Origin of the sequence: Scytonema millei VB511283 (genome assembly GCF_000817735.3) — a bacterium.
Classification (GTDB): domain Bacteria; phylum Cyanobacteriota; class Cyanobacteriia; order Cyanobacteriales; family Chroococcidiopsidaceae; genus Chroococcidiopsis; species Chroococcidiopsis millei_B.
This window is the reverse complement of sequence record NZ_JTJC03000017.1, coordinates 240,075-257,829: the sequence shown is the minus strand read 5'-3', so window position 1 is coordinate 257,829 and position 17,755 is coordinate 240,075. Positions and strand designations below refer to the sequence as shown.

General features: G+C 47.8%; 11 protein-coding genes. 2 read left to right on the top strand and 9 right to left on the bottom strand.

What is annotated here, in order from left to right:
• The first annotated feature begins 7 nt into the window (after positions 1-7).
• The gene (locus QH73_RS26770) at positions 8-3,574 is read left to right on the top strand and encodes a DUF4082 domain-containing protein (protein ID WP_039713693.1); all 3,567 of its coding nucleotides are present in this window, start codon (positions 8-10) and stop codon (positions 3,572-3,574) included.
• Positions 3,575-3,694: 120 nt separating this feature from the next.
• On the top strand, positions 3,695-6,931 hold the full coding sequence (locus QH73_RS26765) for a DUF4082 domain-containing protein (protein WP_236147190.1): 3,237 nt from the start codon (positions 3,695-3,697) through the stop codon (positions 6,929-6,931).
• Between the two features lie 127 nt (positions 6,932-7,058).
• Here the strand turns inward: QH73_RS26765 and QH73_RS26760 are convergent, their stop codons facing one another.
• The 9 genes from QH73_RS26760 to QH73_RS26720 form a co-directional block, all read right to left on the bottom strand.
• Entirely contained in the window at positions 7,059-8,267 is a 1,209-nt protein-coding gene (locus tag QH73_RS26760; RefSeq protein WP_039713694.1) for a glycosyltransferase, read from the bottom strand.
• A 56-nt stretch (positions 8,268-8,323) separates the two neighbouring features.
• Positions 8,324-10,021, bottom strand: a complete 1,698-nt coding sequence (locus QH73_RS26755; RefSeq protein ID WP_039713695.1) for a glycosyltransferase — start codon at positions 10,019-10,021, stop codon at positions 8,324-8,326.
• Positions 10,022-10,066: 45 nt separating this feature from the next.
• Positions 10,067-11,233, bottom strand: coding sequence for a DegT/DnrJ/EryC1/StrS family aminotransferase (locus QH73_RS26750; RefSeq protein ID WP_039713696.1), 1,167 nt, complete (start codon positions 11,231-11,233; stop codon positions 10,067-10,069).
• Positions 11,226-12,200, bottom strand: a complete 975-nt coding sequence (locus tag QH73_RS26745; protein ID WP_039713697.1) for an NAD-dependent epimerase/dehydratase family protein — start codon at positions 12,198-12,200, stop codon at positions 11,226-11,228. Before QH73_RS26745 ends, QH73_RS26750 begins: the two co-directional genes overlap by 8 nt.
• A gap of 305 nt (positions 12,201-12,505) precedes the next feature.
• On the bottom strand, positions 12,506-13,270 hold the full coding sequence (locus QH73_RS26740) for a class I SAM-dependent methyltransferase (RefSeq protein WP_039713698.1): 765 nt from the start codon (positions 13,268-13,270) through the stop codon (positions 12,506-12,508).
• Between the two features lie 36 nt (positions 13,271-13,306).
• Positions 13,307-14,029, bottom strand: a complete 723-nt coding sequence (locus QH73_RS26735) for an acyltransferase (protein ID WP_039713699.1) — start codon at positions 14,027-14,029, stop codon at positions 13,307-13,309.
• Positions 14,022-15,605: an MBL fold metallo-hydrolase gene (locus QH73_RS26730; protein ID WP_039713700.1), complete on the bottom strand. Its 1,584-nt coding sequence runs from the start codon at positions 15,603-15,605 to the stop codon at positions 14,022-14,024. Before QH73_RS26730 ends, QH73_RS26735 begins: the two co-directional genes overlap by 8 nt.
• Positions 15,598-16,695 carry a DegT/DnrJ/EryC1/StrS family aminotransferase gene (locus QH73_RS26725; protein ID WP_039713701.1) on the bottom strand — a complete coding sequence of 366 codons (1,098 nt, stop codon included), beginning with the start codon at positions 16,693-16,695 and terminating at the stop codon, positions 15,598-15,600. The genes QH73_RS26730 and QH73_RS26725 overlap by 8 nt, the downstream gene beginning before the upstream one ends.
• Positions 16,692-17,732: a Gfo/Idh/MocA family protein gene (locus QH73_RS26720; protein WP_039713702.1), complete on the bottom strand. Its 1,041-nt coding sequence runs from the start codon at positions 17,730-17,732 to the stop codon at positions 16,692-16,694. The genes QH73_RS26725 and QH73_RS26720 overlap by 4 nt, the downstream gene beginning before the upstream one ends.
• Between the last annotated feature and the right edge of the window lie 23 nt (positions 17,733-17,755).

The window sequence follows — 17,755 nt, the reverse complement described above, 5'->3', positions numbered from 1 at the left end:
GATTCCAATGAAACGACATCTCAAGTATTTCACATTATCTTTATGCACATTTCTCCTGAGCGCGGGTCAAGCATCTGTACTCATGACAACATTGCCTTTGCCAGGGTTGCAAACATCAACTGCTGTTGCTGCGACATCGCTCAACGCAGGACCAGGTGGACCGATCCTAGTCATCACAACGACTTCCGACCCTTTCAGCAACTACTACGCCGAGATTCTGCGAAATGAAGGGCTGAATACATTCAGTGTCAGCGATATTTCCTCAGTTTCCTCAGAGATGCTGGCTAACTACGACGTAGTTATTCTTGCCAAGATGACCCTTAGTCCCGCTCAGGTGACGATGTTTAGTAACTGGGCGGCTAGTGGTGGTAATCTGATCGCAATGCGTCCTGACAAGCAGCTTAGTAATTTACTTGGTCTTACTGATACAGCCTCCACACTCTCCAACGGTTACTTACTTGTAGACACGTCAAAAGCTCCTGGTAATGGCATTGTTAACCAAACTATCCAGTTTCACGACACAGCCGATCGCTACACGCTCAACGGTGCTACCAGTCTCGCCACGCTTTATACAAATGCGATCGCAGCAACTTCCAATCCAGCTGTAACCTTACGTAATATTGGTAGCAGTGGTGGTCAGGTTGCAGCATTTACTTACGATTTAGCGCGCTCGATCGTCTACACCCGTCAAGGAAATCCTGCTTGGGCTGGGCAGGAGCGCGATGGTTTCTCGCCGATTCGCGCTAATGACATGTTTTTTGGTGCGGCAAGTCACGATCCTCAACCAGACTGGATCGATATGAACAAGGTTGCGATTCCGCAAGCTGACGAACAACAACGCTTGCTAGCAAACTTAATTCTGACCATGAACTCGGACAAAAAACCCCTCCCCCGTTTCTGGTATTTTCCGCATGGTAAGAAAGCGGTTGTGCTGATGACTGGAGACGATCATGGGAATGGAGGGACAGTAGGTCGATTCAACCAATACAAAACCATGAGTCCGGCTGGTTGCTCTGTAGACGATTGGGAATGCGTTCGCGGCACTTCATATATTTATCCCAATACACCAATCAGTAATGCACAGGCAGCCGCTTTCACTGCTGATGGTTTTGAAGTGGGGTTGCATGTCAATACGAACTGTGCGAACTATACGCCCACCTCACTTCAAACTTTCTATACACAGCAACTTAATGCGTGGAGTAGCCGCTTCCCCAGCATACCTGCCTCGCCTAGCCAACGCCATCACTGCGGTGTTTGGAGTGACTGGGCTACCGCGTCCAAAGTAGAGCTGAGTCAAGGAATCCGGCTCGATACCAACTACTATTTCTGGCCGCCTAATTGGGTAGGCGATCGCCCGGGGTTCTTTACTGGAAGTGGTATGCCAATGCGCTTTGCCGACCTAAACGGGACGCTCATTGACGTTTATCAAGCAACTACCCAAATAACCGATGAGTCGGGACAAACATACCCTTTCACAGTCAATACTCTACTCGATCGCGCACTGGGAGCAGAGGGGTATTACGGTGTTTTCACGGTCAACGCCCATACTGATAGCAACCTCTCAACAGTTTCCGATGCAGTGGTTAGCTCAGCACAAGCCCGTGGTATACCGATTGTTTCCGCCCGTCAAATGTTGACTTGGCTTGATGGTCGCAACAATTCCTCATTCAGCGGGTTGGCATGGAATAACAATACTTTGAGCTTTGCGATCGCGCCAGGTACAGGCACAAGAGGGCTGCAAGCAATGTTACCAGTGCGATCGACAGTTGGAACAATTGCCAGTATTACGCTTAATGGCAGCCCAGTTACTTACACAACCCAGCAAATCAAAGGTATTCAGTACGCCTTGTTCTCAGCTGCTAGCGGCAATTACGTTGCTACATACACTAACGCTACTACAGACACGATTCCACCTAGCATCAGTTCTACTTCTCCCAGCAACGGAGAAACAAACGCCAGTCTTGGATCGAGTCTCACAGCCACCTTCAGCGAGGCAATCGATCCAGCCACAATTAACGCTAATACCTTTATATTGCAAGATTCAACCAATGCGATCGTCCCCGCTACCGTCACCTACAACGCCACTACCCGCACCGCCACATTGCAACCGAGCAGTTCGTTAGTCACGGGCAGGACCTATACCGCTACCGTCATCGGTGGGACGAGCCAGCCTCGCGTCCAAGACTTAGCAGGTAATCCCCTAGTCGCTAACTTCAGATGGTCTTTTACGACAACATCGTCTAGTTCGTACAGCTTCTGGAATGACACGACAACACCCGCTGTAGCAGCTAACTCTGACGCTCAAGCTGTAGAACTGGGAGTCAAGTTCAAATCCGATCTCAACGGCTATATCACTGGCATCCGCTTCTACAAAGGCAGTGAAAATACCGGCACGCACGTTGGCAACCTCTGGACGAGTACCGGGCAGCTACTGGCAACGGCAACATTTAGCAATGAAACTGCTACTGGTTGGCAACAAGTCAAATTTTCGCAACCAGTCGCGATTAACGCCAACACTGTCTACGTCGCCTCTTACCACACCAGCAGCGGACGTTACGCCATCAACGAAGGATATTTTGCTACCGCTAGCATCGATAGCCCACCACTGCATTTTCTGCGCGATGGCGAGAGCGGAGGGAATGGGGTGTACAAGTACGGTACAACTGGCTTCCCCAGCAACACCTATCGCGCTAGCAACTATTGGGTTGATGTCACCTTTACTACTAGTGCTACAGATACGACTCCACCCAGCATCAGCGCTACTTCTCCCAGCAACGGCGCGACCAGTGTTAGTACCAGCACGAACATTACTACTACTTTTAGCGAAGCGATCGACCCGGCGACGATTAACGTCAATACTTTCGTGTTGCAGGATGCCACTAATGCTGTCGTCCCTGCCACTGTCACCTACGATGCCGCTAGCCGCACCGCCACTCTGCAACCAAGCAATCCTCTGGCAACTGGTACAACCTATCGCGCTACCGTCAGAGGTGGGACAACTCAACCACGAGTACAAGACCTCGCTGGCAATGCTTTAGCAACTAACTCTACCTGGTCTTTTACCACCACAGCCACAGCATCGACTTCCTATAGCCTTTGGAATAGTTCGACCATTCCTTCCCAAATCGCCACCTTCGATCCTAGTGCTGTAGAGCTAGGAGTCAAGTTCAAATCGAATGCGAACGGCTACATCACTGGTATTCGCTTTTACAAAGGTAGTGGTAACACGGGTTTGCACAAAGCAACTTTGTGGACTAGCGACGGACAACAACTAGCAACGGCAACATTTACGAATGAGACTGCTACAGGCTGGCAGCAGGTGAACTTTACCCAACCAGTGCCAATTACTGCCAATACCGTCTACGTTGCCTCCTATCACACCACGACTGGCAACTACGCTTATGCGCTGAACTACTTTGCTAATTCTGGGCTTGATAACGGACCATTACATGCTCTGCGCGATGGGGCTAACGGTGGCAATGGCGTTTACAAATACGGCAACGGTGGCTTCCCCTCTCAGACATTCCGGTCGAGCAACTATTTTGTCGATGTCGTTTTTACTCCAAATAACTAAATCTAACTAAATCTCTGTAGCGAACGGAGAGCCGCAATTTATCTAAAGCCAGGGAATAGGTTTCCTTGGCATTGTCTATCCACAACTACTCGAACAGAAAATCAAATGAAAAAAAGATTGATGAGATTTATTTCAATTGCAAGTGCAGCAATGTTTCTGGTCTTAGGACTGGATGTAGGATCTAGACTGCAAGTGCAAAGTGCGATCGCTGCTGATATCTGTGCTGCTCCCACAAATGCGATCGTCGCCGAGAATTGTTTAACGGGCAATCCTGCTACAGAGTGGGACATTAGTGGTGTTGGCGATACGAGTATCCAAGGTTTCGCCAGCGATATGAGCGTTAACCGAGGCGAGACAGTCAACTTTAAAATTAAAACCAATGCTTCTAGTTATCGCCTCGATATCTATCGCATGGGTTACTATCGGGGCATGGGCGCTCGCAAAGTCACAACCGTTCAAGTGTTAAATCGCCCTCAAACCCAACCAAACTGCTTAAATGACGCGGCAACTGGATCGATCGATTGCGGTAACTGGGCGGTGTCTGCATCGTGGGCAATCCCGACAAATGCCACTTCAGGTATCTATTTTGCTAAAGTCGTACGTACCGATACTGGGGGAGCCAGCCATATTGTCTTCATTGTCCGAGATGACGCTAGTACGTCCGATCTACTGTTCCAGACTGCCGATACTACCTGGCAAGCTTACAACAACTATGGTGGCAATAGTCTCTATAGCGGATCTCCAGTCGGTAGAGCCTACAAGGTTAGCTACAATCGTCCATTCACCACGCGCGTAGTTGATGGCGGTCAAGATTGGCTGTTTGCCACCGAGTACCCAATGGTTCGTTGGCTGGAAGCTAATGGATATAACGTCAGCTACTTCACTGGAGTTGATAGCGATCGCTACGGTAGCCTGATCCGCAATCACAAAATCTTCTTATCGGTCGGTCACGACGAGTATTGGTCGGCAGGGCAACGTGCCAACGTAGAAGCCGCTCGCGATCGCGGCGTGAACTTGGCTTTCTTCAGCGGTAACGAAGTCTATTGGAAGACTCGTTGGGAAAACGCCATTGATGGATCGGGGACATCCTATCGTACTCTAGTCGCTTACAAGGAAACCGTAGCTAATGCCAAAATCGATCCGCAAGCAGGAATCTGGACTGGTACTTGGCGCGATCCGCGCTTCAGCCCACCAGCCGATGGCGGTCGTCCTGAAAATGCCTTAACTGGCACTCTCTTTACAGTTAATGACGGAGCGACAACTGCCATCAAGGTACCCGAAGCAGACGGTAAGATGCGCTTGTGGCGTAATACGAGTGTTGCCACCCTCGCACCAGGAAGCACTGCCACACTATCCGATCGCACGCTAGGTTATGAGTGGGATGAGGATATTGACAATGGTTTTCGACCCGCTGGCTTAATTCGGCTGTCAACAACTACTGTTAACAATGCACCCGTTCTACAAGACTATGGCTCTCGGTTTGGGCGGGCTACAGCAACTCACCACCTGACATTGTACAAACATAATAGCGGTGCGCTCGTTTTTGGCGCTGGGACAGTCCAGTGGTCTTGGGGCTTAGATGGGAATCACGATCGCGGTAGCTCGGTTCCAGATGTGCGGATGCAGCAAGCGACGGTTAACTTATTTGCTGACATGGGCGTGCAGCCTCATACATTGCAGACTGGATTGGTGCCAGCCACTGCTTCAACCGACATAACCGCTCCTACTTCAACAATCTCATCGCTACCAGCTGTTAGCGTACAGGCAGGCAACGCAGTCACGATTAGTGGCACGGCAAGCGATATCGGTGGTGTTGTCGGTGGTGTTGAGGTATCTGTTGATGGTGGTACGACATGGCATCCAGCTACGGGTCGCACGAACTGGAGCTATACTTGGACACCTCAAGCAACCGGATCGGTAACTGTTAAAAGCCGGGCGATCGACGATAGCGGTAATCTTGAAACTGCTGGGGCAACCACTACCGTTACAGTTGGAGAACGTACCTGTCCGTGCAATACCTGGAATGACACGGCAACCCCGACCACAGCAGCCAGCTCTGACACTCAAGCTGTAGAACTGGGAGTCAAGTTCAAATCCGATCTCAACGGTTATATCACTGGCATCCGCTTCTACAAAGGCAGTGGAAATACTGGGACGCACGTTGGTAACCTCTGGACGAGTGCGGGACAGTTGCTAGCAACCTCTACCTTTAGCAACGAAACTGCTACAGGTTGGCAACAAGTCAAATTTTCGCAACCAGTCGCGATTAACGCCAACACCGTCTACGTCGCCTCTTACCACACCAGCAGCGGACGTTATGCCATCAACGAAGGCTACTTTACCACCAGCATCGATAGCCCACCACTGCATTTTCTGCGCGATGGCGAAAGTGGCGGGAATGGAGTGTACAAGTACGGCACAACTGGCTTTCCCAGTAACACCTATCGCGCCAGCAATTATTGGGTTGATGTCACCTTTACAACCAATGCTAGCAATCCAACCCCACCAGCCACAGATACGACTCCGCCTAGTGTCAGTGCAGTTTCTCCCAGCAACGGCGCGACTAATGTGAGTACTGGGACGAGTCTCACCGCGACTTTTAGCGAAGCGATCGACCCCGCGACAATTAACATCAATACTTTCGTGTTGCAAGATGCCACTAATGCTGTCGTCCCTGCCAGCGTCACCTACGATGCCGCTAGCCGCACGGCAATCCTACAACCGAGCAGTTCGCTAGTAGCTGGTACAACCTATCGCGCTACCGTCAGAGGCGGGTCAACTCAACCACGGGTACAAGACTTAGCTGGCAATGCCCTCGTAACTAACTCTAGCTGGTCTTTCACCACCGCAGCCGCAGCATCGACTTCTACTTATAGTATTTGGAGTTCCAATGCAATGCCCGTTGTAGTAGCAGACTCCGATACCGCAGCCGTGGAACTTGGCATTAAGTTTAGAACAGATATCAGCGGTTATATCACTGGCATTCGATTTTACAAGGGTAGTGGAAATACGGGCGTACATGTTGGTAACTTGTGGACTAGCAGCGGACAGCAACTGGCAACAGCAACATTTACCAATGAAACTGCTTCAGGTTGGCAGCAAGTCAACTTCGATCGCCCTGTAGCAATTAACGCCAATACTGTCTATGTTGCTTCTTATCACACCAATGTCGGGCGCTACTCCAGTGATGAAAATTACTTTGCTGTTTCTGGCGCTGATAACGGTCCGCTACACTTTCTTGTGAATGGAGCTAGCGGAGGCAACGGAGTTTACAAGTATGGCTCTAGTGGCTTCCCCAACCAAACATATAAGTCGAGTAACTACTGGGTTGATGTCGTGTTTACTCCCAATAACTAAATCCTCTTTAGGAAATTATCGTTCCACGCTTCCCTAGTTCAAAACTTCCTAGCGATCGCACCCTCCAAAGGGCAAATGCGATCGCTTTTACTTTGCAATACCAAACTCGCAAGCTTTCAAAATGGGGTTACAGTTGCAAAAATTCTTGGATGGCAGACCAACGGGCTTCAAAGGTATGGCACGCTTGCATCAAAGCTAGGGCATTGCTGCGGAGGCGATCGAGTTCGCCAGGAATACTATAAAGGCGCACTAGCGCCTCTGCCATCAGTTCGGGGCGATATCGGGGTACGAGGACACTGTTGAAGTTGTCTTGGATCGTTTCGCGGTTGCCAATAATATCAAACGCAATGACAATACCTCCAGTGGCGAGGGTTTCAATTACAGTTCTGGGGCAGCCTTCCCCCCACAAGAAATCCTTGCCAATATTCATGCTGAGGAAAACTTCGCAAGAGCGCATACCAGCCAGAACCTCCGCTTCAATACCCTGAATTTGCTGAAATTCTAAGTCGAGACCTTTCGCTTGAACGGTTTCACGGATAATTTTGAGATAGGCTTCTGTGTGGGAACCTTCAACCATGTAACCAACGCGACGAGGTTGCCGTTGCTCTGGAGTCGGAAACCAAAAGGCGCGATCGATCAGATTGGGCAGGAGGGTACAGGAACGCTGGAAGTGAGCCATGTGCCAAGCCTGAATCGTGCGGGAGATAGCAGCAACACCTTGAAGCTTATTTTGATATAGGTTTGCTAAAGCAGCAAAATCTTGATGCTCGGTAATTGCTAGCTCCATATCCCAAAGGTAGATTTGCTGACACGGTTGTATGAAGGCTTTAGCACCTGCAAGGGAAGTCACACAGCGTACATTCTGAGCTGACTTGAGTTTCTCCCGATACTCAGCGATGGAAAGATGAGGTTGACTATCGAGCAACCAAGGTTCGTAGCTGCCGTCGTAGGTAACCATATAAGCTTCGTAACCCTTTTGACGCAGCAGTTTCACCAGCAGATTGAGTTCTTTGGTGCCACCACAAAATTTTAAGTTGCCTTGAAAGCTTGCATCGATGCAATAGGAAGCAAAAATAATAGGTTTGCTGACTAGAGTTGCCAATTGTTGAATTGGTGACTTGTCTGAAATCTGAGGGATAGTATTTTCTGGAGCCTTAACAATACCAAGTTTCATTCCAAGATGTTTCATGTTGGCATGAATGCCAGTGAAGCGAAGGAGATTACTAATTTGATGAATAAATCCGCCGCGTAAATCCTCAAAGAAATAGGGAATCGAACGAGAAATTGCTAGTTTGATCCGAGTGCTGCCATTACGGGTACGCCAACATGTCCACATAATAATATGTCCGCATAATTTTAAGATAACTAAGAGAAATTATTAAGAAACGTTCTTTACTTAAAGGGTTTGAAAGTTTGAGCGGGAAGATATTGACAAAGCCGCTTTTTCAGCAAAGCACGCCATTTTTGTAAGCGATGGTAGTAGTGCCAGTAAAACCATTCCGGCAACAAGACGTTAAGCCGTCCAAAACCCTGCTGCTTGACTAATTCGACCCAGCTAGAGAAACGCTGCTGCAAGGGCATAAGTCTCAGGCGAGATTGCACGATCTCCTCAATTTCAATATCTCTTGTGCTAAAAACTTTTTGTAAAAAAACATCTGGTTCGCCGACAAACATTCGATCTGCCGTTGGAGTTGATGTAATAGTTAATCGAGGCACAGTTGTCGCACGGAAGTACACATCTTCTAGGCAGCGCTGCCAGTTACTCCCCATGTGTCTCTCTATAATTGTTTGTTTAGTGGCTTCCCCAAGCGATCGTCGCAATTCTTCATCTTCGACTAAGCGAGATAGCACTGCCATGTACTCTGGAAGATTGCGAGCAAGGAGCAGCTGGTCAGTCAGACCTGGTGCATCGGCACTCAGGAGCGCAGACGCACTAGAGTATGGATAGCGGCTGACTAGAGGCGTACCATAGCTTCCTGCTTCTAATAGCGATGTAATCGAGACGAAAGGAAATGAATCAACGTAGATATCAGCAGCCTGGTAGAATACGGCAGTATCTTCGCGCTGCCCGAAAACTTTAATTCTCCCCTGCGATCGCTGGATAGCTGCCGACCATTCCTCAGACTCGACTGGACCAATGACTATGAGAATCGCTCGGTCGTATTTTTCCAATAATGGGACATGTGCATCCGCAAAGCTAACTCCATCAATCGTTCTGTACTTAAGCGATCTAGCAATAGAGAGCAACACGACGCTATCTTCAGCAAAACCAAGCTTTCGTTTTGCCTCAGTTCTGGAAAGTACTCTTTGCGTGGGATTTAAAATAATCGGTAGGATTACGGTGCGATCGCTCGCGATACCTCTACGCTCCTGGGATAAACGCATACCAGATTCGCGCAGATTAGCCACGACATCGCCGATACTAACTCCTTGCCAAAAGCAATGATCGCCGTAATCTACAAAAATAATCGGTGGAGATTGTTCCCTATTTGCAAATGCAATAGTTGGAATCACATCGTAACTCCATATATGGAGTACGACCAGATCTGCTGATGTCGCAATTTTACGTAGTCTTTTAGCCCAAGAAACAAGGTTCCCGATACTCCGATCCAACACGGATACTTTGCCGTGACTGTTATTCACAGCATCAATGAGAAATTGAGGGATCTCGTTCGATCCCTGCCGTGTTAACACAAGCGAGTGGGAACGCTCAGTATCCTGCCCAATCCAGCGCCACAGCATTCTAGAATGTCCGCCAACGCCCATGACAGCAGTAGAAACATGTAGTATGTTTTTTGGTGCTTGATTGAATGAGGCATTCCGATCGAGAGTAAAGTCAGTCGATATAGCCTTTTGTCCGATTGTCAGGAGAATCTGCTCTAGCTCAGGGCTAACAAAAAGACCGCAGTGTTTCTCAGTTGCATACAAAGCTGCAATTTCTGCATACACTGCCGCTGTGTGATATTGACCTTTTTGTACAAAGTCTCTCGCCCGATCGACTAGGCTGCGAAATGCCTCGAAGTTTTGGGGAATCAGGCGGCTACCTTCTTCTCGCCAAAGGCTGAGTGTATCGCTAGCTATTGTCTCCATACAAAACTCTTTGTTATCTCCTACTCATCTTTGCTGGCACTATACTCAAACCTGACAAGCAGTCTTCAAAACCGCGATCGCGCGCTCCTGCTCCTCCTCGGTCATCTGATGGAAAAGTGGCAAAACAATAGTCCGATCTTGAGCTTGCTCGCTTTCTAGGAGGCGATCGCCACCACAAGACCAAGCTTCACTTTGATATGCCTCTTCGCGATGGGCGCACATAATCCCGCGTCGCGTGGAAATCCCAGCATCAAGCATCGTCTGCATGACTTGCACCTGGTTGCACTGCTTAGGCAAGCGGACGCAATAACCTTGCCAATTACTCCGCGCCCAAACTGGCTCTGTTGCTAATTTCAATCCCCGCACATCTGCCAGCTTTTCCCGATATTGCTCTGCTAAGTAACGGCGACGTGCCACAATTTCTGGTAGGCGTTTGAGCTGTTCCCTTCCGACTGCCGCTTGGATATCGGTCATGCGGTAGTTGTAGCCCAACATCGGGTAGGACTCGAAAATCACTTGTTTCGCACCGTGACGCACCGTGTCAGAAACACTCATTCCGTGCTGTCGCCACAGACGAAATTGTTTGTCCCATTCAGGATTGCTGGTGGTTAGCATTCCACCATCACCAGTCGTAATTATCTTACGGGGATGGAAGGAAAAACAGGCGATGTCCCCGTGTGGCTTGCCGATCTTTTCCCACTCCCCATCCCAGAGAATTTCACTCCCAATCGCGCAAGCGGCATCTTCGATGACTGGCAAATTGTAGCGACGGGCAACGTCCAAAATCGCTTTGAGGTCGCAAGGCATTCCCATTTGGTGGACGACGAGAATCGCGCGGGTGCGATTGCCGATCGCGGCTTCAATCAAAGTGGGATTGATATTGTAAGTGTGCGGTTCGATATCCACAAATACGGGGATCGCACCGCAATAGCGAATACTATTGGCAGTGGCAATATAGGAGTGACTGACGGTAATTACCTCATCCCCAGGTTTTACGCCAACAGCTAATAAAGCTAAATGCAACGCCGTGGTGCAATTAGACACTGCACAAGCATAGTTTGCTCCTACGTAAGCGGCAAACTCCTGCTCGAAGGCGGTGACTTCGGGTCCTTGCGTTACCCAGCCGGACATGATTGCTCGCTTAGCGGCATCTGCCTCGGCTTCACCCATCCAAGGTTTAGCAATTGGAATATTCTGCATCTGCTCAGACATGGCATATTTCCTTTGCTTGTTTTTCATCGCTCCACCATTTGACGAGCCGACGCAACCCCTCTTCTAGTGAAACCTGTGCCTCAAAACCCAGCAATTCTCTAGCTTTGCTCGGATCTGCTAGTCGCCGCTGCACGGGGTTCACTTTGCGTTCTGCACCATACTCTGGCTGCAAATCTGACCCCATCACCCTAGCCAAACTGTAGGCTAGGTCGTTCAAACTGCTTTCTACACCACTGGCAATGTTAAACACTTCATCTGTAACATCAGCCTGGGCAGCTAAAATGTTTGCTCTAGCGATATCTTCGATATAGACGAAATCCATTGTTTGCTTGCCATCACCGAAAATCAGTGGCGGTTGACCTGCGGCTATGCGATCCATCCAGCGGATCAGGACTTCGGTGTAAACGCCATAAATATCCATGCGCGGACCGTAAACGTTGAAGTAGCGTAAGGCTACGTAGTCCAACCCGTACATGTCATAGAAGCTGCGTAACAGTCCTTCGTTAAATGTCTTAGCTGCACCGTAAATCGTGCGGTTGTTGTAGGGATGGTGCGATTCTGTGGTAGGAAATGCCTCTGCCATACCGTAGATTGAGGCGGATGAAGCTGCAACTACTTTTTTCACTCCAGCACTGACCGCAGCTTCTAAGACGTTGAAAGTCCCATTTGCTAAAACTTCTAACGCCAAGCGCGGTTCTTCAGCGCATTGGTTAATCCGAATTGCTGCTTGATGAAAGACGACATCGACACCTTGCATGACATCGGCAAGCAGTAGGCGATCGCGTATGTCACCTGTCACAATCTTCACCGAGCCGCGCTCTAATGCCCAGCTCAGATTTTTTTGATTCCCGCGCGTGAAGTTATCAAGAATAACAATCTCAGCGACTCCCTGCTTGACCAACAGATCGGTAATGTGGGAGCCTACTAAACCAGCTCCGCCCGTAATGAGTACTTTGTTAATCTGCATTTGTTAAACCTAAAACCTAGTAGAGTCAGGAATTACGCACTTGAAGTTTCAGATCTTGACGATCCCCCCTAGCCCCCCTTAACAAGGGGGGAATAAAGCTCCCTTTTTAAGGGGGTTGGGGGATCGACTGCGTATCTCCTGAGAGTATTTGTTTGAATTTTGCAACTGTAACTCCGAAGCGATCGCAATCTAAGCTTGTGCAGCAAGGCAGAAATAGATCGCGTCTTGAGCCACAGCATCATTTTTTTGACTTCTGACTTCTGACTTTTGACTTTTGACTTCTGACTTCTGACTTCGTATACCAGTCATCTACTTTTTGCCTCTGCTAAAAAGTAAATAGTTGTTGAGTATTCCATCGGCAGATCTAGACCTAACTCAAACAAGCCACATAGCTGCTTGTCGCTACAGGCAGCAAGCGTACTATTAGGTAATACCTTGGCAAACATGCCTTTCTGCTCAACGATCTGAAACCCAGCTTCTACGAGTAGCTTTTCCATTTCGTAACACGTAAAAGCATGTTTATGTCCCATGCGTCGGTCTGTCTCACCCAATTCTCCCGGATAGGTCGCTAGCCCCATCTTGACAGCCAAGCGTCGGTGTAAACTGAGTGCGTGAGGTACGACAACTGCTAATTTCCCCCCTGGTTTGAGCCAATTCTGCCTAGCCATCTGGAGAATCAGCCCAGGATTATCTACGTGTTCGAGGACAAAAGTTGCTAGAACGGTGTCAAAAGTTCGATCTGGCTGGTAGTCTTCAAATAAAGAGCAAACTGGTGTCCAATGCTTGCCATCAAGTTTGCCAACAAGATCTGCTTGCATAGCAGCTAGCAAACCTGACGAGCCATCTACACTCGTCACGTCGGCAAATTTGTCGATTAACTTTGGAGTCCAGATCCGATCGCCTACACCTAACTCTAGGATGCGATCGCCATCAAGCCTAGATATCACCAAATCTGAAACGAGATCTAATACTTTCTGGTCAACGCTTCTGTCTGGCGTGGGATTGAGGTATTCAGCCGTTATTTGCTCCAATTCTTTTGTCGATTCCAACCGCTTCGATGTTTCTAGCACTTTTATTTCCTCTCATCACAACAGCCAACTGCCTTGTTACACTCCGTAGCTACTTGCATATTCTGTTAACTCCTCTGAGGATTCGTATCCATCACGCCAGCGGAGAAAACGAGCGGGAACGCCAGCAACGATCGCAAATGGTGGTACGTCCTTAGTTACAACTGCTCCAGCACCGACAATACTGCTTTTACCAACAGTCACCCCAGGAAGAATAACGGCATTCATCCCAATATCGGCTCCGGCTTCAATTTTGACTGATTTGATTTCCAGGTCTGTTTGAATAATGGGAACGTCAATCGGTAATCCGGTATGGGTTGAACCCAGAACTTTTGCACCTGGTCCCCAGCCAACATTATCTTCAATCGTTAAGTCACGCGCATCAAAGTAGCTTTGCGGACCAATCCAAACGTTGTTGCCAATGACGCACCTACCGTCAAACCGTCCCTGAATGTAGCTCTGCGAACCAATGAAAACGCGATCGCCAATCTCAAATGTTTCTAGATGCTTAAAACCGACTCCACTCTCAATCCGAACTCCATGTCCAAATTGCTGTGCGACCGCTCGCCAGATCGCTCGTCGCATCAGTCCATCAAAATCTCCATCACTAGTAGCAAAGCGCGAGTACAACTCAAGTAATGCCGATCGTTCGTACCGTTCGAGGAGATATTCTGCTAGTCCAATTTCAAAATCAGGATCTGGTTGAAAGTCTTTCAAGCCATGCACGGCTTTGACGATTCTAGTTCTATCTAGTTCAAACATTAACTTCCTCAGCTGTTTTCTGACTAGTTATTTCACTTGATTGATAAACTTTCAAAGGCATGTTGCCACCAACTATACATTTGCCTTGACAACGAAGATCGAATATCCAACGATGTCTCGGACAAACTAACTTATCGTCATGAACCTTCACCTGGGAAAGATCTGCTCCTGCGTGAGGACAATAGCGTTGAACGTGGTATTCTTTTTCTCCATCTCTGACGATAAATTCTTCGTTCTCGGCTGCTTGGAGCGTTTTTTCAACTTGAGCAATAAGTTTAGGTTCATTACCGTAGCGCAAGATAGCAAATAAGGGCCAGTTGTAAGCATCTGGTCGGCGTTTTGCCTTGAACCTCATACTTAAGAACAAGCTTTCCCAATGTTCTTTGCCTTCTACTAGAAGGTTGGCGATCGCAGTGTCTATCGTAAACTCGTAGTTTGGCGTTTCCGTACACGATTGCATAATCGCAAATTCGCGATCGCGAGTTTCAACATACACAGAGCCACCATTCACACCAGTCAGGGTAAATTTTACGAGAGCGTTTACTTTCTCAGTTAAGTAAATGCTAGCAGAAAATAATTGCTGAATATGGACGCTAAATTTCTGCAAAAATTCTTTGCTAGGTTGAGGCAAATTACTGAGATAGGATTGAATAACGGTAGCTCTTTTCTGCTTGTAATTATCTAAAACTGACGCTTTTTGCGAAAGTCCAAGCGAGATAAACTGGCGTGTAATTTCTAGTTGCCTAGCGGATGATAATTGCACGATATCTCCGGGCAAAAGTAGGGTTAAATCACCATTAATTTGCTGAGAAAGGTCTTCGTACACATCCCACTGATCGGGAAAAATGCTGTTTTCTTGGAAATTTAGGTGAAAGATATCATCTTCCAGAAAAGCAGGAGGTCCAGCATAATGAAAAACATGTTTGGCACAAATGTTATTAGCAAAGTCAACAAAACTATCTAACATATTCTGTTTGAGTTTTGCTGTTATTCGTTGTTGTTTTTTAGCTTCATATGCATAAGTCGCTGGATACCACATTGCTCCCGAAAACTGGGCAAAGAGAAAATCGATCCCTAATTCCCTGTATTTAGGAATATCTTCATCTGGGATATGACAGTCATTTTTGTGCAAGATCTTCGTGTTGCCAACTTCGATCAGTAATGCAGAATCTATTTTGTAGAGCGACTTGTCTTTAACAACAGCAACGCTGAAGTTTTCAGCCAGTTGATACGATTCCCAATCTTTGAGTTCCAATATGCGGGTAAAACCAAGCTTGGCAATTTCTCTAGCAAAGGTATCTGTCAAAAATTCAGCAATAATGACAGTGACTTTATGCTTGGGAAAGTCTTTTAGAAAATCTCGGTCGAAATGATCGTCATGATCGTGGCTGATATACAAATAATCTGCATCGTATAAGTCTTGCCGTTCGAGAAAATCATTCGGTGGGTATTGATGCCAACTATGCAAGAAAGCACCGCTCTCGCTCATCCAAGGATCGCATAGTAAAGTCACACCATCAGCTTTGAGGAGAATACCAGCGTGACCGAGAAATTTTAAGGAAAAAGTGTCAGACATATTCAGCAATCACCGCATTGATAATCTGAGTTTGTGAATCTGCGATCAATTCTGCATACATTGGCAAGGATAAAACTTCCTTGGATGCCGCTTCTGAGTGAGGAAACGCGCCAGCTTGATAACCTAAGTCGGCATAAGCTGGTTGTAGGTGTACGGGAATCGGATAGTGAATGCCTGTTTGGATTCCTTTCTCTTGTAGCTTTTGTTGTAAGGTATCCCGTTGAGGAGAACGAATGGCATAGACATGATAAACGTGATGGCTGTAAGGCATCGCTGTGGGAGTTTTCACGCCTGCATTTGCTAGCGGTTTGTCATATCTGGCGGCGTGCGCTCTGCGTGCCTCAGTCCATTTGTCTAAATGGCGTAACTTCACCCGCAAAATGGCTCCCTGGATGCCATCCATGCGGTAGTTGTATCCCTTAAAGACGTGGTGATACTTGCGTTCCTGTCCCCAATCGCGCAGCATCCGCATTTGGCGCTCGTACTCGGGATTGTTGGTGACGACCATACCGCCTTCACCACATGCTCCTAAGTTCTTGCCGGGATAAAAGCTGAAACAACCAATGTCGCCCAGACTGCCAACTCGCTGTCCCTTATACTCAGACCGATGAGCTTGAGCGGCATCCTCAATCACAATTAGACCGTGACGGCGAGCAATTTCTAGTATCGGTTCCATGTCGGCTGGTTGACCGTACAGATGTACAGGCAGAATTGCTTTCGTCCGCTCGGTAATTGCTGCTTCAATCTGGGTTACGTCAATCGTGTAGGAAACCGGATCGATATCAACGAATACGGGTTTAGCTCCGGTGTAACAAATTGCTGCCGTAGTAGCAACAAAAGTGAAAGGCACGGTAATCACTTCGTCACCCGCACCAATACCAGCGGCTAATAATGCTAAGTGGAGCGCGCTAGTTCCTGTGTTGACAGCAATGCCATAGTCAGCATTACAGTAATGAGCGAACTCTTCTTCTAAAGCAACAACTTCGCTGCCTAGCACAAATTGCGTGCTTTCTAGGGCTTTGAGGACAGCAGTATCGATTTCGTTTTTAATGCTCAGGTATTGTGCTTTTAAGTCTACAAATGGGATCATGCTGCTACCTCCACTGTGTTTAATTCAATTAATCGCCCTTGCTGCTTGATGGACTGGGTAGCAGCCTCCAGAATTTTTACGACCCGCAATCCTGCTTCCCCATCAGTGATAGGGCGATCGCCTTGCTGGATACAATCAATAAAGTGCAGTCCTTCTGTCCGTATTGCTTCTGTCATATCTAAGTGCGGCGCCCACATATCTCCTGCACGGTAGCCAATTAGCATTTGATAGACGCTTTCGGCAGAGTTGCTATTGAGGGTAATTCCTTTGTCGTAAATTTTGACTTTCTCGCTCGGTTCTAAGTCATCGTAGACAATCATGCGCTGGCTGCCACCAATTAACGTGCGGCGAACTTTGACTGGTGCTAACCAGTTAACGTGGAGATGAGCCATCAAGTTGTTTTCAAAAAATAACGTTAAGTAAGCAATGTTTTCCGGTCCTCTGGGAACGTGGCTAATACCTGTAGCAGAGACGGCATAAGGTTGGTATGGCAGTAGATAATCCATAATCGAAAGGTCATGGACTGCCAGATCCCACAACACGTTCACGTCATGCTGAAACAGTCCGAGGTTAACGCGCACTGAATCGTAGTAATAGATATCGCCGACAACCTTTGTCGTAATCAGATCGTGCATCTTGCGAACAGCACCCGTGTAAACAAAGGTGTGATCTACCATCAACACTAGGTTGCGCCGTTGAGCTTCCTCAATTAACCTCATTGCCTGTTCGGAGGAGGTCGTCATCGGTTTCTCTACCAGTACGTGCTTGCCAGCTTGCAATGCTGCTAGAGCTAAATCGAAGTGAGTCGAAACTGGTGTGGCGATCGCAACTGCATCAATCTTCGGATCTTTTAATATGTCTCGATAATCGGTCGTGACTTTCAAGGTCGGATATCGCGTTTGCGCTTTTGCCAGCAATTCTGGTTTAAAATCGCTGACAGTTCTTACCTGCGCTCCTGGGATTTCAGAGAAATTTCTCACCAGGTTTGGACCCCAGTAGCCATAACCAATTACACCTATATTAATTAGATCTTGCATGACAGCCTCTAAAACAATAATGA